The following is a 22,207-nucleotide window of genomic DNA, read 5'->3' as shown; positions in this document are numbered from 1 at the left end:
GGAGCGGGCTTGCCCGCGATGAGGCCATAAAACCCGCCGCAGAGCTCAACTCTGCTCACTCTCATACCGATCCAACGTATCACTGGCAATCTCCCGCCCCAACGCGATCAGTTCCGGCGCCTTGTAGAACTCAAAGAACCGGCACACGCGCTTGGGCACGTTGATCAGCACATCCGGCGGGTAGCCGGCAATTTTGTACTGGGCCAGCGACGTCTGCATCACCTCGAAACTCTGGTTGATCAAGTCCAGCAGCGATGCCGGCCCCACGTTGTCGATGATGAACGAACCGGTGGCCGACTTGGGGGCGCCGGGCGTTTCCGGGGCCGCAGCCGGTTGCTGGGATTCGGGCTCGGCGCCTTCGAGCCAAGGGTTGATATCGGCGGCTTGCGCCTGCAGCGCTTCTTGTTCCAGCAACAATAATTGCTCGGCCTGCTTGCGCCGAAACGGCAGGTGCGAGCCCAGTGAACGCACCAGGTTATCGAAGCGGCTCTTGAACGCCGGCGGGCGCTGGATCACCGGCAGGGTGTAGTGTTTCTGGTTGGTGGCGTTGAGGTTGACCGCAATGATCAGGTCGCAATGGCTCGACACCACCGGCACGATAGGCAGCGGGTTGAGCAGGCCGCCGTCCACCAGCATGCGGTTGCCTTGCATCACCGGGGTAAACAGGCTGGGGATCGCTGCCGAGGCACGCATGGCCTGGTGCAGGCAGCCTTCCTGGAACCAGATTTCCTGCTGGTTGGTCAGGTCGGTGGCCACCGCGGTGTAGGGAATGCGCAGGTCTTCGATATTGATCTCGCCGACGATCTTGCGGATCTGCCCGAAGACCTTCTCGCCGCGTATCGCCCCCAGGCGAAAGCTCACATCCACCAGGCGCAGCACATCCAGGTAATCCAGGCTTTCGATCCAGTTCCGGTAGTCCTGCAGCTTGCCCGCCGCATAGATCCCGCCTACCACCGCGCCCATGGAACAGCCGGCGATACAGGCGATTTCATAGCCTCGTTTTTCGATCTCTTCGATCACCCCGATATGGGCATAACCCCTTGCTCCGCCGGAGCCCAGGACCAATGCAACGCGTTTTTTCATGACCGGATCCTTCGCAAAACAGCTGTCCACAATGCACCTAACCAGGGGGCTGCTTCAATCCTAGTTGACCCGAGCGATAAATTTCGTAAACCGACCTATTTGCTCGGGTATGCTTTGGCTATCAGTACTGGGCATTTCAGGCTGTGTGACAAGGCACTTTTCGATGTAGGCAGCGTCTACATCCCACGACTGTTTTCTTTTCTTGAGGTGTCATTGATGAAAGCCTGGATGTGTTTGCCTGTGATTGTGTTGGCCCTGGCCGGTTGTGCCGGCAAAACGGCCTATCGCGATAGCTGTGGCAGCCAGTTGGATGCTGCGTGGCACGAACTGGACCTGGCCAAGGCCGAAGGGTTTGCCGGCACGGTCAGCTATTCCAAGGCCCTGTCGTTGCTGACCGGCGCCAAGACCCAGCAGCAATTCGAAGCGTTTGAAGGCTGTGCCAGTAAAGCCGAAAAAGCCCGTTTCTATATCCGTGAGTCGCGCGCCGGGCGTTGATCCGAGTCAGCGCAACCCGCGGGGGGAATGGTTAAGGTGGTTCCAGACACCTGTTTTGCGCAGGTGCATGGACGTTGTTTAACAGGGGAAGCAGCATGTCGGCGTTGGTGGATCAGTTAGTCGCCCAGGTCATTGGCCTGGAAGTCGGATTGTTGAGTTGCCAGGCGCGCCTGGCGGCGGTTACCGATGACGAAGCGTTGCACGACTTGCGCACCACCGTGCGCCGTCTGCGCAGCCTGTTACGGCCCTTGCGCGGGCTGCCCGGCGTCGAGCAACTGGAGACGGCCGCCAGCGCAGTCGGCCAATTGACCACGCCGCTGCGCGATCGCGAGGTGTTGGCGGCGTATCTGCAGCAGCACGGTTATCACCAAGCAGCCGCCCGGCGCCTGCGCCTGCAGTCGCAGACCTATCAACAGGTGGCGAAAAGCCCGGAGTTGGCGCGACTGCTGCTGATCCTCGAAGCCTTTCCACGATTTATCCGCGCATCCCAGCAGCAAAAACTGCTCAAGGGCCTGCGCACGCGCATCGAAAAGCGCCTGGCCAAGCAATGGCAGGCACTGGAAGTGGCACTGCACGATCCCGATCACGACCGCCATCGCCTGCGCTTGTTGATCAAGCGCGTGCGCTACGCGGCCGAGGCCTACCCGCAATTGGGCCAGGTGCCGGCCAAGGCCACGTCCCGCCTCAAGTCTGCCCAGGGCGCGCTGGGGGATTGGCATGACTGCTGGCAATGGCTGGCGCAAGCCGCGCAGCAGGCCGATCTACAGCCCTGTGTCGCGGTCTGGCAGCGCACCATGGCTCAGGCCGAGGGCAAGGCGGACCGGGTCCTCGACAAGCTGGCGGCGGACTGTTTCTGAGTCTGCGGCTTATCTGTCTGGGTATTTGGCCGGAATAAGCGCTGTACCGGGCTGGCGCGCTGGTTAAGATCGCTCATCGGTTTTCTTGATGTGAGGTCGCCATGCGCTTTAGTGATTTGCTCGACGCTGCCCGTAACAACCCGTTGGACGTGTCTATTCCGGCCGAGTGGGCCCAGGGTCGCGCCACGTTTGGCGGGCTGGTTGCCGCCTTGCAATACGAAGCATTGCGCGCCCAGGTGCCGGTGGATCGGCCGTTGCGTTCGTTGGCCGTGACCTTTGTCGGGCCAGTGGCGCCAGATCTATCGGCGAGCTATCAAGTGGAAGTGTTGCGCGAAGGCAAGGCGGTCAGCCAGTTGCTGGGCCGGGTGGTGCAGGGCGGTGAAGTGATGACCCTGGCCCAGGCCAGCTTCGGCGCATCGCGGCCTTCAGAGATCGACGTGCCGGCCTTGCCCGCGCCGGCCTTCAAGCATTGGGACGAGTGCCAGGAACTGCCCTATATCAAAGGCGTGACGCCTGAGTTCATGCGCCACCTGGCGATGCGCTGGAGTGTCGGTGGCTTGCCGTTCACCGGCAACAAATCCCGGGAAATGGGCGGCTGGGTGCGCTTGCGGGGGGATGTGAAAGAAGAGCCTCTGACCGAAGCCCATATCCTCGCCCTGGTGGATGCCTGGCCGCCGGCGCTCTTGCCGCACCTGAAGAAGCCGGCACCCGGCAGCACCCTGACCTGGACCATCGAATTCATCCAGCCCCTGGCGCAGTTGACGACGCTGGACTGGTGCCAGTACCACGTCCAGATCGAGCATGCCCGCGACGGCTACGGCCATGCTGCGGCGATGTTGTGGGGGCCTGACGGCCAATTGATCGCCATCAGCCGCCAGACCGTGGTGGTCTTCGCCTGAGCCATCCTCAGTGGCGGTGGCGCTGACGCCAGGCCTGCCACCAGCCACCGCTGAGGACAAAGCGCGGGAAGGTCACGAACTGCTCGACCACCAGGCGCTGCACTGCATCTTTACGATCACTGAACGGCTCGCTGGCCTGGGCTTCCAGGCTATGGCCGTGGCGTTGCAGCGCCAGGCCGGCCATTACGCCGACCACACCGATGGCGAAACTGGCCAGGCTCAGGCTGAACACGCCGGACACAATCAGCAGGAACCCGACGATGAACAACGGCACGGCAATCAGGTGCAATACCAGGTTGGTCGGGTGCTGATGGTTTTGCGGGTAGGCGCGCCATTGCCAGGCCGGGAGATTGGGGTGACGTTTGCCCATGATGATAAATCCTCTGTCCATTGATACTTGATGAACAGAGTTTAGGTCGGGCGGGCAGGGGCGGCGAATTGGGGTTGGCTATGGGGGTTATAGCGTTTTGATGGAGCAAGCCAGCGGCGTGCGCTGGCTGATCGGTGGGCAAACGTTACAGTTTGAGCTGGCCGATAGCCTTGCTCAACTCGCCGGCCAGGGTCGCCAGTTCGTTGCTGGTGGTGGCCGAATCCACAGTCTGTTGCACGGTGTTTTCCGTGACATCGCGAATGCTCACCACCGCGCGGTTCATCTCTTCGGCCACATGGCTCTGCTGCTCGGCGGCAACGGCAATTTGCGTGTTGCTCTCGCGCATCTGCGCCACGGCGCTGGTGATTTCGGCGAGTGAAGCGCCGGCTTCCTGGGCCTGCTGCACGCAGTCGTCGGCCTTGAACGAGCTTTCCTGCATAAAGTCCACCGCATCCCGGGTACCGGCCTGCAGGGCAGAGACCATGCGGGTGATCTCATCGGTGGAGCTTTGCACGCGCTTGGCCAGGTTGCGTACTTCATCGGCCACCACCGCAAAGCCGCGGCCCATTTCCCCGGCGCGCGCGGCTTCGATGGCGGCGTTGAGGGCCAGCAGGTTGGTTTGTTCGGCGATGCTGTGGATCACGCCGACCACGCCATTGATTTTCTGGCTGTCCTCGGCCAGCTTCTGGATCATCTCGGCGGTTTGCTGCACTCCGGTGGACAACCCGGCAATCGAGCGCTGGACCCGGCTCACCACTTCCTGGCCGCTGCCGGCCAGGGTGTCGGCGGTCTGGGACAAGTCGCGGGTGGCACCGGCGTGTTGGGCGATGTGATACACGGTGGCGGTCATTTCATTGATCGCGGTGGCCGCCTGGTCGGTCTCGCTTTGCTGGCCGAGCATGCCGTGCTGGACCTCATTCATGCTGCTGGCCAGGCGCGCGGCGCCATCGTCCAACAGCTTGGCGGTGCGTGCCACGGTGCTGACCACCCGCTGGTACCCGGCCTGCATGGCGTTGAAGGCACTGGCCATCTGCCCGACTTCGTCCTTGCACGCCAGGGGCACGCGGGCCGAGAGGTCGCCGGTTTTCTCGACGTGCAGCATTACGTCTTTCAAGGTGTTGAGTTGGGCCAGCAAAAAGCGGATCAGTAACTGCGAGGCGCAGAGCATGGCGAGCATCAGGATCAGCACCGCCACCGCGTAGTTGGTGAAACGTTCGGTAAACACCTGGCTCAGGCTCGGTGCATAGGCCAATACCGCAACTTGCTGGCCATCGGCGCGGGCGACGACTTCGGCGCCCATCAACGGGTTCTCGCCGAACAGCGGCATGTGATTGAACTCGACCCAGCCGCTGGCTTCGCTGAGGGCGGACAAGTCCTGGTCCGCCAACTCGGGAACCTGGCCCCGGGCAAATGTCAGCCAGTGCACGCCTGTGGGCAGCGCTTGCCCGGCCGGCCAGGCACCGAGCAAGCGGCCCTGGGCTTGTGCCGAGGCTTGGGAGGCATGGCTGCGGGCCTGTTGTTCAAGCTGCACGGCATACAGCACCAACAGCAGTGTGGTGATGAACGCGACCGCATTCACGGCCCAGAATTTGTACTTCAGCGAGATATTGCTAAGCCAGGCACCCATGGAAGGTTTTCTCTGATAGCGGAAACAGTATTGGCAAGGTGCCATTATTGTGCCGCTATCCGGGAAATGGGTGTTGATATGGGTCAATGCACCGCGTCAATCCAACGCAGGCAGGCCGAAAAAAGTGCGGGCGCAGGCGGTGCTGTGTTGGGCCAGGTCTTCCAGGCTTTCTTCGCGGTGCAGGGCGACTTCGCGCAAGACTTCCGGCAGATAGGCCGGCTCATTGCGCCCGTTCTTCGGTTTGGGGCGCAGGGTGCGTGGCAGCAAGTAGGGCGCGTCGCTTTCCAGCATCAGGCGGCCCCGAGGGATTTCCCTTACAAGCGGGTGCAAGTGCATCCCACGGCGTTCGTCACAGATCCAGCCGGTGATACCGATATGCAGGTCCAGATCGAGGTAGCTGAACAGCGCGCGTTGCTCGCCGGTGAAGCAGTGCACCACGGCGGCGGGCAGTTGATCACGGTAGTCGCGCAGGATCTCCAGCAGGCGCTGGTTGGCGTCCCGTTCATGGAGAAACACCGGCAACTGCAATTCGACGGCCAATGCCAGGTGGGCTTCGAGGACTTTTTCCTGCTGGGGGCGGGGTGAGAAGTCACGGTTGAAGTCCAGCCCGCATTCACCCACCGCGCGTACTCGATCCTGGCTGAGCAGATCACGCAGTTGCCGGGCGCTGTCGGCGTGCCAGTCGCTGGCACTGTGGGGGTGAATGCCCGCAGTGGAGAACAGTCGCCGGGCGCTTTCATCCCAACGCCGGCACAGTTCCAGGGCCTGCTCGCTGCCTTGCACACTGGTGCCGGTGACGACCAATTGGCCCACGCCAGCGGCATAGGCGCGGTCGAGCACGGCCTGGTGCTTGTCGTCGAAACTGGGGTTGGTCAGGTTGACGCCAATATCAATGAGTTGCATGGTGCTATCTCCGCCTGCGGCCGGAAAGTCTATCAGAGCTGTAGATTTATAAGAAAAACCAAGAACTACAACGAGTTATCGCTGTCTTTGAACGTCGCAAGTAACACCGTGGTTGGCCGATGGCCTGCTGCTGTGACACCCTTGCGTGCAAAGTCTGCGCCTCTGGCGCTCTGTTTCTGTCCCCCAATGCGGCGTTTTTCGCGGTGCATGGGGCCTTGTTCTTTCCGGAGAGCGGATGATCCGACCCTCGGCAATGCTCATGGTGTGCCTGACCCTGCTGCTGCCCACGGCGGCGGTTGCGCGTCTGGACGGGCCGCTGGAAGTGACCAAGCCGAGCAAAGTCCGGGACCTGGCAGAAATCCGCAGCAGCCGCACCTTGCGGGTGCTGGTCAACCAGAGCCGTAACAGTTCCGGTGAGGTCCAGGGCCAGTCCATTGGCGTTGAGTATCACCGCCTGCGCGCCTTCGAACACTACCTCAATGGCCGTGCCCGCGATGGCCAGGAAATCAACCTCAAAATCATCCCCAAGGCCAAGGATCAGTTGCTGGGCGCGTTGGCCCGTGGTGAAGGTGACCTGGTGGCGCCCGGTGAACTGCTGGATGCGACCGCGGCCCACAAGATCAGCAGCAGTGACCCGATTGCCAGCGATGTGCCGCTGTGGCTGGTGGGCCTCAAGGGCGAGCGACGGTTTACCCGCTTGGAGCAGTTGTCGGGGCGCACCCTGGCCCTGACGACGGGGAGTGCAGCGGGGGAGGCGGTCAACCAGATCAACCAGAAACTGGCGCTGCGCAAACTGCCGCCGGTCAAGGTGGAATGGGTGGACCCCAGCCTGGCGGTGGAAGATGTATTGGAGATGGTCCAGGCGGGGATCTTCCACCTGACCATTGTCGAGCGGCCGATTGCCGAGCGTTGGTCGAAGATCCTGCCCAAGTTGCGTTTTGACAAGCAAGTAGCGATCAGTGAGCCGGGGGAGGAGTACTGGTTCGTACGTCAGGATGCCTCGATGCTGCGGGCGAGCATCGATCGCTTCCTGAAAACCTACAAGACTCCGTCAGACCAGGATGTGGCCTTCCAGCGTATTTATCGCCGCCTCTATCAGGTGCGTTACCCCTTGGCACGGGCGGATCGACAGCGCCTGGAGAAACTGCGCCCGGTCCTGCAAAAGCATGCACGTGAGCAAGGCATGGACTGGCTGAACCTGGCGGCCCTGGCATTCAAGGAATCGTCCCTCAATCCCGGCGCGAAAAGCGGCAGCGGGCCAACCGGCCTGATGCAGATCACTCCGTCGGCCGCCCAGCGGGTAGGGGTCAACAATATCCAGACCCTGGACAGCAATGTGCAGGCGGGTGCGCGCTACCTGGCGTTGATTCGGCGCAAGTTCTTCGCCAGCCCCAAGCTCAATGAGCGCGAGCGCATGGCGTTCGTCCTGGCGGCCTACAACATGGGCCCGGAACGGGTGCAGGGCATGCGCGCCGAGGCGCGACGCCGGGGCTTGAACCCCAATCAGTGGTTCTTCCAGGTCGAGCGCATCGCCATGGAGCAGGTCGGAATGGGCGGCGTCAGCTATGTTAATAGCGTGAACAAGTACTACTTGGCCTTTGATCGGGAGCGGGACTCCCTGGAGCCGGTGGGGGCCAAGATCGTCTCACGCAAATAATCTAATTTATCGATATTGATTAGCGCTTTTTTCGGCTTTTATCATTATTTAAACTGATTAATATAGCGGCCAACCAACCCCTACTTCGAAAAGGATTATCACTATGAGCCCAATGATCAAAAACCTTCTGTCCACCCGCGCAGGCTACGGCCTGACAGTCCTGCGGATTTTCGTCGGTATCATTTTTGCCGCCCACGGTTCGCAAAAACTTTTCGGCTGGTTTGGCGGCGGCGGCCTGGCAGGCACGGCGCAGTGGATGGAGAGCATCGGCCTGGCCCCGGGTACCCTGATGGCACTGTTGTCGGGCGGTACTGAGTTCTTTGCCGGGCTGGCGCTGATCATTGGCTTGCTGGCACGTCCAGCGGCGCTGGGCTTGACCATTGTCTCGCTGGTGGCGATCTTCTCGGTGCATATCAGCAACGGTTTGTTCATGGCCAACAACGGCTATGAGTTCGCCCTGGCATTGCTGGGTGGCACAGTGGCGGTGCTGTTCGAAGGTGCTGGCAAACTGTCTGCTGACCGCGCCATCGCCAATTGATCGCGCTGCACACGTGTTAAAGGCCCGCCCCGTGCGGGCCTTTTTCGTTGTACGGGATTCTTGACACCGCCCCACCGGCTTCTCTAGGATGCTGCATGCGCCGATTTAAACAGCTAATTGCGGGGCGCCACAGGGACTCGCTGCAGTTCCGACAGAAGCCTGCTCCAGGTTTCGAAATACCGCTAAAGCGCTGGTTCGGTGTTGCCTCTCACCTGCCCGCAGACTTTTGAGGCAGAGACACGACACGATGAATGCACTACGACCTCTTGTACGCCTGGCCCCGATCACTGCGGGCCTGACTCAGCGCAACCCGAAAATCCTCCTTGGCGGCAAGCACCAGCCGACGCTATTGCGTTACCTGGATGGCTGGCCCCGCCGCACTGGCCGTCCTTCGGCGTTCCTGATCCAGTTTGTCGAGGACGGCGAGTCCCTGGCGCGCTTTGCCACCAACAGCTTTGACCTGGCGGTGATCCAGGCGCCGAACGCCGAGGATGCCAGCGAGTTCATCCGCCACCTGACCCGCGTGGCGCGCCAGGGTTTGATTACCCGGCGTTAAGCCGCGACGCTCAGTAGAACGCTGCGGCAGGCGGGTGTTGGCGACGGCGACGCGAGACGAAGATCCCCAAGCCCAACAGGCTTACGATCAGCGCAACGGTGATGCTGGTGAGCACCACCACGCTGAGCTCCAACTGGCGGACGCTCTTGTAGGCCGTATTTTCCAAGGTGTGAAGCTCCATGCGTAATCGCAGGCGTTCTTTGTTCAGCGCCTGCAACAGCGCGCTTGAAGGGACAGCCTGCCCCCCCAGCATTGATGGCGGCGTGTTCAGCGATTGCCATTCCTTTTCTGCCTGGTCCAGGCGTTGTTCCAGCAGGGCCGCCTTTTTTCGGTAGGTCTGTGCAGCCTCGTTGCGCAGCCGGTCCAGCAACCCGGGTGGTTGCTGGTCACTCGCACGCGGGCTGATCGCGCGCAGCATGTCGGGTGCTGCGAGGTTGTCCAGGGTATTCAAGACAAACCTGGCATTGCCTGGACGCGGCGCTTTTTGCCCGTTGGCATTGCGTGGGGCCAGCCAGACGCGATCGCTGAGCAGGTCAATGTCGGCAACCACAACTACTTGGATATTCGTGGCCTTTTGCAGCGTAGCTTTCTGGCCGTTGATACCGTCCGCAAACGCGGAATAGGCGGGCCCTTCGATACGGGCGGCGATTACATTCCTCCGACCACGATTGGCCGCCTCGCCGAGCATGGCGTCGAAAGCGTCCTTTTGAGTGAAACGTGCCCCATCGAACGTGCTGGCTTGCTCGGAACTTTGCAGGAGCGGGGTGAAGGTGGTGCGGCTTTTTTTCAGTGGTATGAGTGTGCCGGGATTTAACAGCGTCACACTGTCGACGCCCCAGCTACTGATATCGTGCTGCGCCATCGCCTCTCTGGGCAGGGTAATTGCCCCGGGGTGGCGTACAGGCGGCTGGCCGCTGGTCATGACTACCGGGGTTGCATAGAGGCTGTCCGCCAATACCATATTCGCCGGCATCTGCACGCCCCAAGCCGCGAGCAGGCTTTGCTGGATGGCGGTGTGGGCGGTCGAGTCCAGATCGTTCAGCGGGTCGATAAACATCATCAACCTGCCCCCTGCCAGGACAAATTGGTCAATGGCAAAAAGTGTCTGTTGCGCCAGTCGAGCGGGTTGGACGACCATCAAGGTCTTGATGTGTTCGGGGATGCGCGGGATGTCGTTGCCCAGGCTCATCAGGTTGAAATGGCTGCGCAACTCCTTGAGCAGCTGCCACGGCGGCGCGGTGGCCTGATTGAGCTCGTCCCGGCTGCCATCTATGGGTAATCCGGAGATCAGCCCGATAGTCGGTTGCTCCTGGCGGGCGACGTTGTGGATCAGGCGGCTGATCTCATATTCCAGGAAGTCCGCTTGGCTGGGGTCGAACCTTTCGATTTTCTGCGGCTCCTGGTTTGCACGGATGCCGATCAGGCCAAACAGTCCTTGTTTACTGTCCAGTCCCAATACCTGCGCCTTATATTCATCTTCGGAAAAGGGCCGGGGGTCGATCAGGTGCAGATTGATGTTGCCGTTTGCCGCGCTCTCATAAGCCTTGAGCAGCATTGCGATGTGTTCGCCATGATTGTTCAAAACTTCACTTTTACGGGGGTGGCTGGCGTTGAAAAAGTACAGGTCCATGGGCATTTCAAGTGTCGCGAGCAGGGCATCGGTGGAGGGAGACAGGGTATGGATTTGGTGCCCGGAAAGGTCCAGGCGATAGTTGGGCAGTTTCAGGACCCAGACCAGATTGAAGGCGAGAAAAAGCAGGGCGATGACGACCAACGTCACGCCAAAGTTTATAAGGTTCCTCATGGGATATCCGTTCTCAGCCTTTTCTGAAATTTAAAGTGAGGGTGGTTGCAGTGAGGAAAGCGATGATCATGCTGACGAAGTACGAGGTGTCCTGCAGCGTCAACAGGCCGCTGTCGATGGCGCTGAAACGTAGCCGTGGATTGAGTGAGATCAAACTGTCAATAATCCAGATCGGTGTCTGATGGGCCAGCATATCCAGCACGGATGATAAAGTGCTGGTTATCAATAGCAACGTAAGGGTGAGGCTGAAGATAATCAGTCGGTTACAGGCCAGTACGCAGATAAGACCGGAGAACGAAAGATAGGCCCCAGCCAGCAGCCAACTCCCGATACATTGCGCGAGGATCGTTGAGTTGTCCGCCGGGGCCAGATAGTTGATGGCAATAATCAGCGGAAAGTTTAACAGCAGGGTCAGGGCACACAGGACCCATGCGGCGAAAAATTTGCCCAATGTCAGTTCTAATGCGGAAACTGGCAGGGTGTTGGTAAAGACCAGTGCAGTGTCTTTATGCTCATCCAGCCAAAGTAATGTGGAAATAAATGGAATGAAAATTAGATAGAGCCAGGGATGGAACTGAAAAAAAGCATGTAAATTAGTCGGGGCTTTATCTAAGAAGTGTCCTACATAAAAACCCAGCGCAGCATTGGTCAGCAGGAAGAGTGCGATGCCGAAGTAAGTGGCTGGGCTCGACAAGTAACTGCTGAGTTGGCGCTTGAATATCACGGGTAGACGTTTCAATTGGGTGCCTCCTGGCTCATATGGTGGATGACATCGCTTAGGCGTCCCGGCTCAATGCTCAAGGCGTTGATCTTCCAACGACGATTGGCGACCAGGGCATTGACGTGGGGATAAATGATTTGCCCCGGCATCGCGAGTACCGTCACGCTGCCGTCGGCATGCCGGTCTTCTTCAATACCGGCCACCCCAGGAAGTACGGCCAGCGCCAGCAGGTCCAGGGGAGCATCGGCGGCCAGGGTGATTGCCTGGTAATGACGCGAGCTGCGCAGCAGTTGCGTGACCGGGGCATCAGCCAGTAGGCGGCCTTCGGCCAGGACCAGCGCCCGCTGGCAGATCGAGGAAAACTCCTCGGGGTTACGCGAGGCGATCATCACGGTCATGTCTTCGGTCAGTGACTGGATGAGCATCCCGACCTTATGTTTTTGCAGGGCGTCCAGGCCTTCGGTGGGTTCATCGAGCAGCAGCAGCTTGGGGTCATGCACAATGGCCTGGGCCAGTGCCACTTTGCGTCGGTGCCCCGCAGGCAAGGCGGCGACGGGTGAGTTGAGTACCCGCCATAGCTCCAGGCGGGTGATGGCGCGATCCACCATCTTGCGTTTTTCCAGGCCCCGGAACCCACGAACTTCAGCCATGAAACCCAGAAAGCTCTTAACCTTCATGCTGCCATGGCTTAGTGCGGATTCAGGCTGGTAACCTATTATCTTTCTGGTCTTTATAGGGTGTGTGGATATAGCCAGGTCGTATATTTTTATATTTCCGGAAGTTGCAGGAATGCCACCTGAAAGTAGTTTTAGTAGGGTGCTTTTGCCGGCGCCATCATGTCCGAACAACCCTATGCATTCCCGGGGGTGAGCGCTGAATGTCAAGTTGTCGAGGATCGTAGTGCGTCCGGCTTTCTTTGTTAGATTTGTTATTTCGATCATTATTCTTTTCTGCTTGGTTGTTTGCCAGGACGCGCCGGGTTGGACACGGCCTCAATTAACCTGTGTCTTCAGGCTGCGAGTTGCCAAAGGTTTAAGATGAAAAGTATTGATCTGCGGCATTGTTAAAAAATGGTACGTTCAATGGGGGCGCTTGGAAACGCTAGGACGCGCGAATAAGGTAAGTCCTACATGTGCCCCAATCACTCGCTGAAACAATTGCATTGCTCTTGGTGTGGTGTTGATTTTTGATTTTATAGATGGCGTGTATATGAAGTACTACCGTAATGGAGTTCGACACTCATGATGCTTCTACGTACTCTTGTTCTTGAACACTCTGGTCATGATTCCCCGGTTAACGGTGCATTGCTCTGTTGTTTTGCGGTACCGCAAATCGCATCGAACTTTCTTGTCTATAGCCTGGATGAAGAGGTCGAGCCCGGAAGCTCCCGGGTCTATCTCGCCGCCTTGCGCAAAAAAGCCGAGCGGTATTTTCTTGGAGGCATCGAGTCCAAGGAGAGCCTGCAACTGGCAATGAGCGTCCTCAAGCAGATCATCACCCTGGCCACGGCATCTGGCGCTAAGGATGGCAACGCCTCAGAGTCGCAGGTGCCTTATCACTTCATCGACCTGAAGGGCAGCAAGCTGCCGACGGCTCGGCCGGAGGATCACCATTCGCTGATGATCAAGAAAGCATTGGTGATGAAGGTGATCACCCTTGGGACGTCAGTCATTGGCTTGCCCGCGATTGAGAGCACCGAGTTGATTGTGCCGTCTATTCGCTTCTCATCAAAAATGGTGTCGCCACCCGGTACAGCAAGTCATGCGGAGGACTTGCCGCCTGAGTCCCAGGAAGAACCGCCGGTGGTGGTGCCCGCCATACGGGCCGTTGAGTCCTTGCCATTGCCGACGCCAACCGCCCCCGTTCAGCAGGTGCAGGAGCGGCCACCTGTAGTCGCGGATCAGTCGACCCTGGTTGAAGTAGACACCACCCTGACCAATCTGGCCCGAGTGGCACATGAGTTGACGCAGCAAAAGCGCGCGGTGCTCCAGCAACAGGAGGAGTTGGAGGAACAGCGCAGCCAGTTGCTCCAGGAAAAAGCAACATTGGAGAGGGCTCACCAACAAGTCAGCGCCCAGGAAGTTACCTTGCAACAGCGTACAGAAGCCTTGGATAGCCGCGAGGCAAATCTGGTCCGGGATACGCAGTTGCAGGAGGCGGAACAACGGCGCCTGGAAGATTGGGCGCGACAGCTGGAAGATGAGTCGTTCAGGCTACAGGCCCATGACAGGGCATCCCAACAGCAGGCTGAACAGTTGGCGAATGGCCTGGGGCAATTGTCGGGTTTCAGGGGGGATCTAAAGGCGTTGCTCTATCGCCTGGATGGAACCTTGTTTCCTGTGGGAAAGGTCGAGCAGGAGCCGGGCAACGTGCCTAGGGCCGACTGACCTGAGGGAATCAGGCCTGGCTACTTTTTGGCGTTCATTTATTATCAAACCCGACCGGTTGCCGGCAGCCAGCCAGTGCATCCGTGGCTGATGCAAGGCTGGTTTGAACCAATGGATATTTCCTGGGGATGTGACGCTTTTGAGTACCAAGCTGATTACCAAAGAAGGTCATGAGGCGCTGAAGAAAGAGCTGGATTACCTGTGGCGAGAAAAGCGTCCGGATACTACGCGCAAGGTGACCTGGGCCGCTTCGCTGGGAGATCGCAGCGAGAACGCCGACTACCAGTACAACAAGAAGCTGCTGCGCGAAATCGATCGCCGGGTGCGCTACCTGCGCAAGCGCCTGGAAGACATGCGGGTGGTGGAGTACATGCCCGAGCAGGAGGGCAAGGTGTTCTTCGGGGCCTGGGTGGATATCGAGAACGAGCAGGGCGAGACCAAGCGTTTCCGGATCGTGGGTTATGACGAGATCTATGAGCGCATGGACTACATCTCCATTGACTCACCCATGGCCAGGGCCCTGTTGCGCAAGAAGGTGGACGATGAGGCCATTGTGCAGACGCCAGGCGGCGAAGTGTGCTGGTGGATCACCGGCATCGAGTACATCACGTAGGAGCCGGCTTGCCGGCGATGGCGCCTGCAAGATTGCCGTCCCGGCTCCCAGAGGGGAGCCGGTTTTTTCCTCAGCCTTCGCGCAGTACCGCCAGCGGGCTGGCGTTCAACGCGCGGCGGGTGCCGAATACCCCGGCACCGCCGATCAGCACGGCGCCGATCAGCGGAAGCACCAGCAGCCACGGGTGTGGGTGCCAGACCAGGTCGAAGGCATAGCGATACAGCACCAGGGTCACCAACTCGGTACCCAGCGCCGCCAGTAGTCCGCTGACCGCCCCCAGCAGCCCGAACTCGATACGCCGGGCCTTGACCAGCAACTTGCGCTCCGCCCCCAGGGCGCGCAACAGGGCACCCTGGCGAATGCGCTCGTCCAGGGTGGCCTGCAGGCCGGAGAACAGCACCGCCATGCCCGCCGCCAGGACGAACAGCAGTACGTATTCCACAGCCAGCGTGACCTGGGCCAGGATGCTACGCAGTTGGGCCAGCAGTGCTTCGACCTGCAGGATGGTCACTGCCGGGAAAGCCCGGGACAGATCGACGATCTGCTGGTCATGCCCGGCGGCCAGGTAGAAGCTGGTCAGGTACGTGGCCGGTAGGTCCTTCAAGGTGCCCGGTTGGAAAATCATGAAGAAATTGGGTTGGAAGTTATCCCAGTTGATTTCCCGCAGGCTGGTGACCCGAGCCTCACGGTTTTCCCCACCAACGGTGAAGATCAGGTGGTCGTTGAGCTTGAGCTTGAGGCTTTCGGCGACCTTGGCTTCTACCGAGACTCCAGGTATTTCATCGCCCGGCTGATCCGCCCACCAGGCGCCCGATGTCAGGGTGTTACCAGGGGGCAGGTCCGCCGCCCAGGTCAGGCTCAGGTCCCGTTGTATCGCACGATCGCCACTGGAATCCTTGCTGACAATTTCCTGCACCGGCTCACCGTTGATGCTGATCAGGCGCCCCGGCACCACCGGATACAAGGGCGCGGCCTGGGCCTGCAGTGCAAGCAGGCGAGCACCGAAGGCATCCTTGTCGGCCGGCAGGATGTTGAGGGCGAAATAGTTGGGTGCATCCTTGGGCAACTGGTTCTGCCAGGTGTCGAGCAACTCGCCACGCAGCAGGGCGATCAAGCCCATCGACAGCAGGATCAGGCCAAATGCCAGGGACTGGCCCGCCGCCGCCAGCGGGTGACGCAACAACTGGCCCAGCCCCAGGCGCCAGGGTAGGGCGGCGCGCGCCAGCAGGCGGCGCAGGCTTTGCAGCAGCAACAGGAGCAGGCCACCGAGGATCAGCGCGGCGATCACCCCACCGCCCAGCAGGGCGAAGGTCAGCACCAGGTCCAGGCTCAAGCGCCACATGATCAGGCCCAGGGCAAACAATGCCGCGCCATACACCATCCAGGTACTGGAGGGGATCGGCAGCAAGTCGCGACGCAGAACCCGCAGCGGCGGCACTCGGCCCAGGGCGGCCAATGGCGGCAAAGCGAAGCCGGCCAGGGCCACCAGCCCGGTACCGATCCCGGCGACGGCGGGCAGCAATCCGCCGGGTGGTACGTCTGCCGGCAACAGGTCGTGCAACAGGTAAAACAGGCCCAGTTGCGCGAGCCAACCCAGCGCCGCACCGGCGAGGCTGGCCAGCAAGCCCAGGACGGTCAGTTGCAGGCTGAACAGCAGCATGGTTTCCCGGCGCGACAGACCCAGGCAGCGCAACAGCGCACTGGCGTCGAAGCGGCGGCTGGCAAAGCGGTTTGCCGACAAGGCCACAGCCACCCCGGACAACAGCACAGCGACCAGGCTGGCCATGTTCAGGTAGCGCTCGGCCTTGCCCAGGGCGCCGCCGATCTGTTGGTTGCCGTCCCGTGCGTCTTGCAGGCGCTGGTTGGCGGCCAGCCCCGGGGTGATCTGATCGCGGTAGGTTTGCAGGGCGGTGCTGGCTTGTGGCGCGCGCCACAGTTCGCGGTAGCTGACCCGGCTGCCCGGCTGGACTACGCCGGTGGCCTCAAGGTCGGCCAGGTTGATCATCACCCGTGGGGTGAGGCTATAGAAGTTGCCGGCCCGGTCTGGCTCATAGGTGAGCACCCGGGCCAGGCGCAGGGTTTTCATGCCGACATCGATACTGTCGCCGACTTTCAGGTCCAGTGCCGTCAGCAGGCGTGCCTCGACCCAGGCCTCGCCGGCTTTCGGCCCGCCGCCCGAGGTTTCTTCGGCGAAGGGTTCGGCCGCGCTTTTCAGTTGGCCGCGCAGCGGGTACTGCTCGTTGACCGCCTTGATACTCGATAACTGAATGCCGTTGTCAGTGGCGATAACGCTGGAGAATTCCACCACCCTGGCGTGCGTCAGGCCCAGTTGTGTGCCGCTGGTTATCTGCTCGGGGCGAGCCGGCGAGCTGCCCTCCAGCACCAGGTCGGCACCGAGGAATTCGGTGGCGCGCAGCAGCATCGCACCGTTGAGCCGTGCACCGAAGTAGCCGATGGCAGTGCTGGCGGCCACCGCCACCAGCAGGGCGAAGAACAGCACACGCAATTCACCGGCGCGGGCATCGCGCAGTAATTGGCGTAGGGCAAGGCTGAACAGACGCAACAGCGGCAATCGTGCCATCAAGGCTCCAGGGGCTCGACCATCAGGCCGGCTTCAAGGCGGATCAGGCGTCGGCAGCGATGGGCCAGGCGCTCGTCGTGGGTCACCAGCACCAGGGTGGTGCCGTTCTCTTTATTGAGCTCGAACAGCAGGTCGCTGATGCGCTCGCCGGTATGGCTGTCGAGGTTGCCGGTGGGTTCATCGGCAAACAGTACGTCCGGCTCGGCCGCGAACGCCCGGGCAATCGCGACCCGCTGTTGTTCGCCACCGGAGAGCTGGCGGGGCGAATGGGTCAGGCGCTGGCCCAGGCCGACCCGCTCGAGCAAGTGCCGGGCGCGTTCGCGGGCATCCTTGCGACCGTCCAGCTCCAGGGGCAGCATGACGTTTTCCAGGGCATTGAGGCTGTCGAGCAATTGGAATGACTGGAACACAAAGCCGACGTGTTCGGCGCGGATACGTGCCCGTTGGTCCTCATCGAGGACGCTCAGGGCCTGGCCGGCGAGGGTGACTTCACCGCTGCTGGGCAGGTCGAGCCCGGCCAGCAGCCCAAGGAGCGTGGATTTTCCGGAACCGGAGCTGCCGACGATAGCCAGGCTATCGCCCTTGTTCAGTTCCAGGCTCAGTTCGTGCAGGATGGTCAGTTCACCTTCCGCGCTGGGAACCACTTTGCTAAGGTTCTGCGCGGTGAGAATGCATGCGCCCATGGAGAATCCGATGCGAATATGGTTTTTGAGTGCTGGCCTGGCCCTGATGTGCATGGCCCAGAACGCAGCGGCGGGTACTGTCCTGATCGTTGGCGATAGTATCAGTGCCGGTTTCGGCCTGGATACCAGCAAAGGGTGGGTAGCACTGCTGGAGCAACGGCTCAAGAAGGAGGGTTTCGACGATAAGGTGGTCAATGCCTCCATCAGCGGCGACACCAGCGCCGGAGGCTTGGCGCGGCTGCCGGCGGCGCTTGCAGAGCATAAGCCGGACGTGGTGGTGATCGAGTTGGGCGGCAACGACGGCTTGCGCGGGCAGCCTCCAGCGCAATTGCAACAAAATCTTGCGTCGATGATTGACCAGTCCAAGGCCGGTGGCGCCAAGGTGTTGCTGCTGGGGATGCAGTTGCCGCCCAATTATGGCCCGCGATATACCACGGCATTTGCTGAGGTCTATGGTGTGCTGGCCAAGGAAAAAAACGTCCCGCTGGTGCCGTTTTTCCTGGAGGGCGTGGGTGGCCATCCGGACATGATGCAGGCTGATCAGCTGCACCCGGCAGTCGGTGCCCAGGCCAAGTTGCTGGAAAATGTCTGGCCGACGCTAAAACCGCTGTTATGACGCTTTTCTAGCAGCGGCCTTTCGGCTAAGGTGGCGCCCCCGATTTGGAGCCCCCGATGTCGTCGCGTCCCGCCTGGTCCCTGTTTGCCTACCAACTGATCGAGCCCGACGAGCAGTTGGATCTGTTCGCCTGCCAGGAAGTGAAGGTACACCTGGTGACGCGCCAGCTGGAACTGGGCGGTACCATCGACCGGACGCTCTGCGGCACATTGCTGCCAGCCCAGCCACGCTGGTCCTCGGTGGATCGCTCGATCTTCCAGGACCAGCGCCTGTGCCCCTTGTGCCGGGCGATTCTCGAATCGCAAAAACGTGGTACGCCGCCTATCTGGCCTGAGCTGCGCTTCGAGCTTTAAGGGCAGGTACACGCTACAATCGCCATTTTACCCCCGTCGATCTGCGAAGGATTTTCCGGATGTTGTCGCGCTTGCCTGTCGTCACCCGTTGCCTGTCTCTCGCTGCCTTGTGTGCAGCCGGTCCTGTCGCGGCCCTGCAACTGCCCCTGCCGCCGCCGGGTGAAGACATTGTCGGCCAGGTCCAGGTGATCAAGGCCAAGTACGAAGACACCTTTGCCGACCTCGGTGCTACCTATGACCTGGGCTATTCGGAGATGGTCGCGGCCAACCCCGGCGTGGATGCCTGGTTGCCGGGGGCTGGGGCGGAGATTGTGCTGCCGACCCGTTTCATTTTGCCACCGGGTCCCCGGGAAGGCATCGTGATCAACCTGGCCGAGTACCGTCTGTACTACTACCCCAAGGGCCAGGACGTGGTGTACACCTTCCCGTTGGGGATCGGTCGTGAAGGCTGGGGCTCGCCGATTGCCCATACCAGCATCATTGCCAAGACCCCCAACCCGACCTGGACCCCGCCCGCGTCGATCAAGGCCGAGCACGCGGCAGACGGCGACCCGCTGCCCAACGTGGTACCGGCCGGTCCCGACAACCCCCTGGGTCCGTTCAAGTTCACCCTGGGGACGCCGGGCTACCTGATTCATGGCTCCAACAAGAAGTTCGGTATCGGCACCCGTACCAGCCATGGTTGCTTCCGCATGTTCAACAGCAACGTGCTGGAGATGGCCAAGATGGTTCCGGTAGGCACGCCTGTGCGGATCATCAATGATGCCTACAAGTTCGGTATCAGCGGCGGCAAGGTCTACCTGGAGGCGCACGCGCCCTTGAATGACGACGGTACGCCGTCGGTGGTCGACAAGCACACCGCTGTGATCAACGCCATGCTTAAGCGTGAAGACCTGGCCAATAACCTGCGGGTCAACTGGGATGAGGTGCGTGATGTGGTGGCGGCCGAAGATGGCTTGCCCGCGCAAATCGGCGAGCCGGGCACGGCGCCGATGGTCAGCAGCATGCCGGTCGATCTGCAGCAGTAGTGACTGGTGCCAGACGAAGCCCGCCACGGATTGCCCCTGGCGGGCTTTTTATTGCCTGGAATCTGAAGCCCAATCCCGGGCAATAAAAAGCCGATCCAAAAATGGATCGGCTTGATAACAACCCCGAAGGATTATTACTTGCGGCTAGCTTTTTCAAGCATGCGCAGAGCGCGCTCGTTAGCTTCGTCAGCAGTCTGTTGTGCTTTTTGAGCAGCAGCCAGAGCTTCATCAGCTTTACGGTAGGCTTCGTCTGCACGAGCCTGGGAGCGAGCTGCTGCGTCTTCAGTTGCAGTCAGACGAGCTTCGGTTTCTTTGGAGACGCTGCTGCAACCGGTAGCCAGAACTGCGGCCAGAGCCAGAGCAGAGAATTTCAGAACGTTGTTCATCGTGTTCCCCTTCAAGGACTTTCTATTTAATGGCTAGTATCTCAGAGTGAGCTAATAGCCGGCGTACATACTACCCATTACTTGTAGTAAGTAAACTGACGTAGCGCAAGAAGCAAAAAAAATTCTTGTGCCGAATCTATTTTGGCTAATCTTTAGCGAGTTTGTATAAAAATTATCCAGTTTGTGCTGCGCGGTCAAAGATTGGATCCAGGCTGAAAGCGCCGCCTGGCAAGTGTTAAACGTTGTAAGTCGATGTCAATTTATATATCTGCGCCAATACTATTGTTCAGATTGTCCAGACGCTGATGGGCATCTTTCGCGCATGTAGAGGTGACTTTAAAAGCGGTGGTTCGTCTCAAGCTTCAACTGTCGGCAATGTTCAGGCTATCGACCACAGGATGTTCGATCAGCCCTTTCTATGTCCGCCAGCCCGATGGATGACGAGCGTCTCTTGAGCAATGACAGGATTGGTGCCTACTATTCCTTGGTGCGGGGCGTGAGTACTGTAGGGCTTTTCTCGTTGTCGAAACCGGCACGGGGTGGCGTAGATGTTCCTTCGCCGGAAAAACATCGGTAAGGTAGGGGTCAGAAACCAAGACCCGCGAGGAGTAGTGATGAGCGAGGCGTTGTCCATCCACCATGACCAGGCTGGTCATCAGTTCGAGACCAATGTGGACGGTCATCGTGCCTATCTGACCTACATGGACCTGGGGAAGCAGACCCTGGATATCTACCGCACGTTTGTGCCCAATGCCCTGCGTGGGCGTGGCATTGCCGCTGCGTTGACCGAAGAGGCGCTGCAATACGCCGAGAGCATGGGCTATACAGTAATCCCGTCCTGCTCCTACGTGGAGCGCTACATGGAGCGCCACCAGCGCCACGCCGCGAAGCTGTAAAAGCCAGCATGCAGGCATAAAAAAACGCCGGGCTTAGCCCGGCGTTTTTGTGTGCGTCAGGTGCGTTTGCGCTTGGGCAATACGTCTTTGAGCTTGGCGTGCATGCTGCGCAGGGTGGTCTCGGTGGCGGACCAGTCGATGCAGGCATCGGTGATCGATACGCCGTATTGCAGGTCGGCCAGATCCTTGGGAATCGCCTGGCAGCCCCAGTTCAGGTGACTCTCGACCATCAGGCCGATAATCGACTGGTTGCCTTCCAGGATCTGGTTGGCCACGTTCTCCATCACCAGCGGCTGCAGGGCCGGGTCCTTGTTGGAGTTGGCGTGGCTGCAATCGACCATGATGTTCGGCTTGATCTTCGCTTTGCTCAGGGCCTGTTCGCACAGGGCCACGCTGACCGAATCATAGTTGGGCTTGCCATTGCCGCCACGCAGTACCACGTGGCCATAGGCGTTGCCCTTGGTGGTGACGATGGACACGCCACCTTCCTGGTTGATCCCCAGGAAACGGTGCGGGCTGGAAACCGACTGCAGCGCGTTGATCGCCACGGTCAGGCCGCCATCGGTCCCGTTCTTGAAACCCACGGCCGAGGACAGGCCAGAGGCCATTTCGCGGTGGGTTTGCGATTCGGTGGTACGCGCACCGATCGCCGACCAACTGATCAGGTCCTGCAGGTATTGCGGGGAAATCGGGTCCAGGGCTTCGGTGGCCGTTGGCAGGCCCATTTCAGCCAGGTCCAGCAGCAGCTTGCGACCGATGTGCAAGCCGTCCTGGATCTTGAACGAGTCGTCCAGGTACGGATCGTTGATCAGGCCTTTCCAGCCGACGGTAGTGCGCGGCTTCTCGAAGTACACGCGCATCACCAGGTACAGGGTGTCGGACACTTCCGCCGCCAGCACTTTGAGGCGCTCGGCGTACTCGTGGGCAGCCTTGAGGTCGTGGATCGAGCAAGGGCCGATCACCACGAACAGGCGGTGGTCAGTGCCGTCGAGGATGTCACGAATGACTTCGCGGCCCTTGGTGACGGTCTGCAGGGCAGCGTCGCTCAAAGGGATTTCGCGCTTGAGCTGATCGGGCGTGATCAGGGTCTCGTTGGATTCGACGTTTAGGTCGTTGATCGGTAAATCAGCCATCGTGTTACTCGTCAGGGTCAC

At 60.3% G+C, this 22,207-nt stretch carries 23 protein-coding genes; 12 read left to right on the top strand and 11 right to left on the bottom strand.

Annotated features, from left to right (window positions below; translation table 11 throughout):
- Nucleotides 1-45: 45 nt before the first annotated feature.
- Nucleotides 46-1,083 carry a patatin-like phospholipase family protein gene (locus HBO05_RS21345; RefSeq protein ID WP_169952699.1) on the bottom strand — a complete coding sequence of 346 codons (1,038 nt, stop codon included), beginning with the start codon at nt 1,081-1,083 and terminating at the stop codon, nt 46-48.
- Between the two features lie 216 nt (nt 1,084-1,299).
- Between HBO05_RS21345 and HBO05_RS21340 the strand changes: the two genes are divergently transcribed.
- The 3 genes from HBO05_RS21340 (at nt 1,300) to HBO05_RS21330 (ending at nt 3,334) form a co-directional block, all read left to right on the top strand.
- Nucleotides 1,300-1,578, top strand: coding sequence for a hypothetical protein (locus HBO05_RS21340; RefSeq protein WP_029300795.1), 279 nt, complete (start codon nt 1,300-1,302; stop codon nt 1,576-1,578).
- A gap of 95 nt (nt 1,579-1,673) precedes the next feature.
- On the top strand, nt 1,674-2,435 hold the full coding sequence (locus HBO05_RS21335) for a CHAD domain-containing protein (protein WP_172313981.1): 762 nt from the start codon (nt 1,674-1,676) through the stop codon (nt 2,433-2,435).
- A 101-nt stretch (nt 2,436-2,536) separates the two neighbouring features.
- Complete coding sequence (locus HBO05_RS21330; protein ID WP_170042803.1) at nt 2,537-3,334, top strand: thioesterase family protein; 798 nt, start codon at nt 2,537-2,539, stop codon at nt 3,332-3,334.
- 7 nt (nt 3,335-3,341) lie between these two features.
- On the opposite strand, the gene HBO05_RS21325 is transcribed toward HBO05_RS21330, so the two are convergent.
- The 3 genes from HBO05_RS21325 to HBO05_RS21315 form a co-directional block, all read right to left on the bottom strand.
- A complete protein-coding gene (locus tag HBO05_RS21325) occupies nt 3,342-3,704 on the bottom strand; it encodes an Mpo1-like protein (protein WP_170042804.1) in 363 nt (120 codons plus the stop codon).
- 145 nt (nt 3,705-3,849) lie between these two features.
- Nucleotides 3,850-5,331 carry a methyl-accepting chemotaxis protein gene (locus HBO05_RS21320; protein ID WP_172313978.1) on the bottom strand — a complete coding sequence of 494 codons (1,482 nt, stop codon included), beginning with the start codon at nt 5,329-5,331 and terminating at the stop codon, nt 3,850-3,852.
- A 96-nt stretch (nt 5,332-5,427) separates the two neighbouring features.
- Complete coding sequence (locus tag HBO05_RS21315; RefSeq protein WP_172313976.1) at nt 5,428-6,234, bottom strand: TatD family hydrolase; 807 nt, start codon at nt 6,232-6,234, stop codon at nt 5,428-5,430.
- A 235-nt stretch (nt 6,235-6,469) separates the two neighbouring features.
- On the opposite strand from HBO05_RS21315, the gene HBO05_RS21310 reads away from it, so the two are divergent.
- From HBO05_RS21310 to HBO05_RS21300, 3 genes are all read left to right on the top strand, one after another.
- Nucleotides 6,470-7,891, top strand: a complete 1,422-nt coding sequence (locus HBO05_RS21310) for a transglycosylase SLT domain-containing protein (protein WP_172313974.1) — start codon at nt 6,470-6,472, stop codon at nt 7,889-7,891.
- A gap of 103 nt (nt 7,892-7,994) precedes the next feature.
- Complete coding sequence (locus HBO05_RS21305; protein WP_057439195.1) at nt 7,995-8,429, top strand: DoxX family protein; 435 nt, start codon at nt 7,995-7,997, stop codon at nt 8,427-8,429.
- A gap of 247 nt (nt 8,430-8,676) precedes the next feature.
- Nucleotides 8,677-8,985 (top strand): class I SAM-dependent methyltransferase, encoded by a 309-nt coding sequence (locus HBO05_RS21300; protein ID WP_169952685.1) that lies wholly within the window; start codon nt 8,677-8,679, stop codon nt 8,983-8,985.
- Nucleotides 8,986-8,995: 10 nt separating this feature from the next.
- Here HBO05_RS21300 and HBO05_RS21295 read toward each other — a convergent pair whose 3' ends face one another.
- From HBO05_RS21295 to HBO05_RS21285, 3 genes are read right to left on the bottom strand one after another with little or no spacing between them, the layout of a single operon-like run.
- A complete protein-coding gene (locus tag HBO05_RS21295) occupies nt 8,996-10,765 on the bottom strand; it encodes a Gldg family protein (RefSeq protein WP_346266479.1) in 1,770 nt (589 codons plus the stop codon).
- Nucleotides 10,766-10,802: 37 nt separating this feature from the next.
- Nucleotides 10,803-11,528, bottom strand: coding sequence for an ABC transporter permease (locus HBO05_RS21290; protein WP_169952681.1), 726 nt, complete (start codon nt 11,526-11,528; stop codon nt 10,803-10,805).
- Nucleotides 11,525-12,451, bottom strand: coding sequence for an ABC transporter ATP-binding protein (locus HBO05_RS21285; RefSeq protein ID WP_172313972.1), 927 nt, complete (start codon nt 12,449-12,451; stop codon nt 11,525-11,527). Before HBO05_RS21285 ends, HBO05_RS21290 begins: the two co-directional genes overlap by 4 nt.
- A gap of 300 nt (nt 12,452-12,751) precedes the next feature.
- On the opposite strand from HBO05_RS21285, the gene HBO05_RS21280 reads away from it, so the two are divergent.
- Entirely contained in the window at nt 12,752-13,897 is a 1,146-nt protein-coding gene (locus tag HBO05_RS21280; protein WP_178123759.1) for a hypothetical protein, read from the top strand.
- Between the two features lie 139 nt (nt 13,898-14,036).
- Nucleotides 14,037-14,510 (top strand): transcription elongation factor GreB, encoded by a 474-nt coding sequence (greB, locus tag HBO05_RS21275; protein WP_172313970.1) that lies wholly within the window; start codon nt 14,037-14,039, stop codon nt 14,508-14,510.
- Between the two features lie 70 nt (nt 14,511-14,580).
- On the opposite strand, the gene HBO05_RS21270 is transcribed toward greB, so the two are convergent.
- A complete protein-coding gene (locus HBO05_RS21270; RefSeq protein WP_172313968.1) occupies nt 14,581-17,091 on the bottom strand; it encodes an ABC transporter permease in 2,511 nt (836 codons plus the stop codon).
- On the bottom strand, nt 17,091-17,774 hold the full coding sequence (locus tag HBO05_RS21265) for an ABC transporter ATP-binding protein (protein ID WP_029297972.1): 684 nt from the start codon (nt 17,772-17,774) through the stop codon (nt 17,091-17,093). The genes HBO05_RS21270 and HBO05_RS21265 overlap by 1 nt, the downstream gene beginning before the upstream one ends.
- 10 nt (nt 17,775-17,784) lie before the next feature.
- Between HBO05_RS21265 and HBO05_RS21260 the strand changes: the two genes are divergently transcribed.
- Genes HBO05_RS21260 through HBO05_RS21250 form a run of 3 tightly spaced genes read left to right on the top strand, consistent with a single transcriptional unit; the run spans nt 17,785 to nt 19,771 of the window.
- A complete protein-coding gene (locus HBO05_RS21260; RefSeq protein WP_169952673.1) occupies nt 17,785-18,390 on the top strand; it encodes an arylesterase in 606 nt (201 codons plus the stop codon).
- A gap of 56 nt (nt 18,391-18,446) precedes the next feature.
- Nucleotides 18,447-18,743: a hypothetical protein gene (locus HBO05_RS21255; protein WP_029297976.1), complete on the top strand. Its 297-nt coding sequence runs from the start codon at nt 18,447-18,449 to the stop codon at nt 18,741-18,743.
- Nucleotides 18,744-18,802: 59 nt separating this feature from the next.
- Nucleotides 18,803-19,771: a L,D-transpeptidase family protein gene (locus tag HBO05_RS21250; protein ID WP_169952671.1), complete on the top strand. Its 969-nt coding sequence runs from the start codon at nt 18,803-18,805 to the stop codon at nt 19,769-19,771.
- A 134-nt stretch (nt 19,772-19,905) separates the two neighbouring features.
- Here HBO05_RS21250 and oprI read toward each other — a convergent pair whose 3' ends face one another.
- Entirely contained in the window at nt 19,906-20,157 is a 252-nt protein-coding gene (gene oprI / locus HBO05_RS21245) for an outer membrane lipoprotei OprI (protein WP_003172710.1), read from the bottom strand.
- Nucleotides 20,158-20,771: 614 nt separating this feature from the next.
- Here oprI and HBO05_RS21240 point away from each other — a divergent pair.
- A complete protein-coding gene (locus HBO05_RS21240; protein ID WP_029297992.1) occupies nt 20,772-21,053 on the top strand; it encodes a GNAT family N-acetyltransferase in 282 nt (93 codons plus the stop codon).
- Between the two features lie 56 nt (nt 21,054-21,109).
- Here the strand turns inward: HBO05_RS21240 and HBO05_RS21235 are convergent, their stop codons facing one another.
- Complete coding sequence (locus HBO05_RS21235; protein WP_099169512.1) at nt 21,110-22,186, bottom strand: 3-deoxy-7-phosphoheptulonate synthase; 1,077 nt, start codon at nt 22,184-22,186, stop codon at nt 21,110-21,112.
- Between the last annotated feature and the right edge of the window lie 21 nt (nt 22,187-22,207).

Source organism: Pseudomonas sp. WS 5079 (assembly GCF_012985465.1).
Classification (GTDB): domain Bacteria; phylum Pseudomonadota; class Gammaproteobacteria; order Pseudomonadales; family Pseudomonadaceae; genus Aquipseudomonas.
The sequence above is the reverse complement of the archived record's forward strand: the minus strand, read 5'-3'. Positions and strand labels throughout refer to the sequence as shown.